The organism is Corynebacterium sp. MSK008 (assembly GCF_030232585.1).
Classification (GTDB): domain Bacteria; phylum Actinomycetota; class Actinomycetes; order Mycobacteriales; family Mycobacteriaceae; genus Corynebacterium.
The window spans coordinates 1-304 of the sequence record NZ_JASPJX010000043.1 but is presented as its reverse complement, the minus strand read 5'-3'; the positions used below and the strand labels follow the sequence as shown (position 1 = coordinate 304).

General features: G+C 61.8%; 1 protein-coding gene. It reads left to right on the top strand.

The features are described from left to right. The coding region (locus tag QP996_RS11805; protein ID WP_284872820.1) for a transposase at positions 1-304 on the top strand (304 nt) is incomplete at both ends.

The window sequence follows — 304 nt, the reverse complement described above, 5'->3', positions numbered from 1 at the left end:
GATCTGGCCAACCGTGGTGTCCAGGACGTGTTCATTGTGTGCTGCGACGGGCTCAAAGGGCTGCCGGAAGCTGTGGAAGCGACCTGGCCGAATTCGATGGTGCAGACCTGCATTGTGCACCTGATTCGAGCTGCGAACCGGTGGGTGTCGTATCAGGACCGCAAAGGCGTCTCCCGTGCGCTACGCGAGGTCTATACGGCCACTAACGAGGACACCGCACGTGCCGCCTTGGATGCGTTCGAGGCCAGTGAACTGGGCCGGAAATACCCGCAGTCGGTCAAAGTCTGGCGCGACGCTTGGGAGC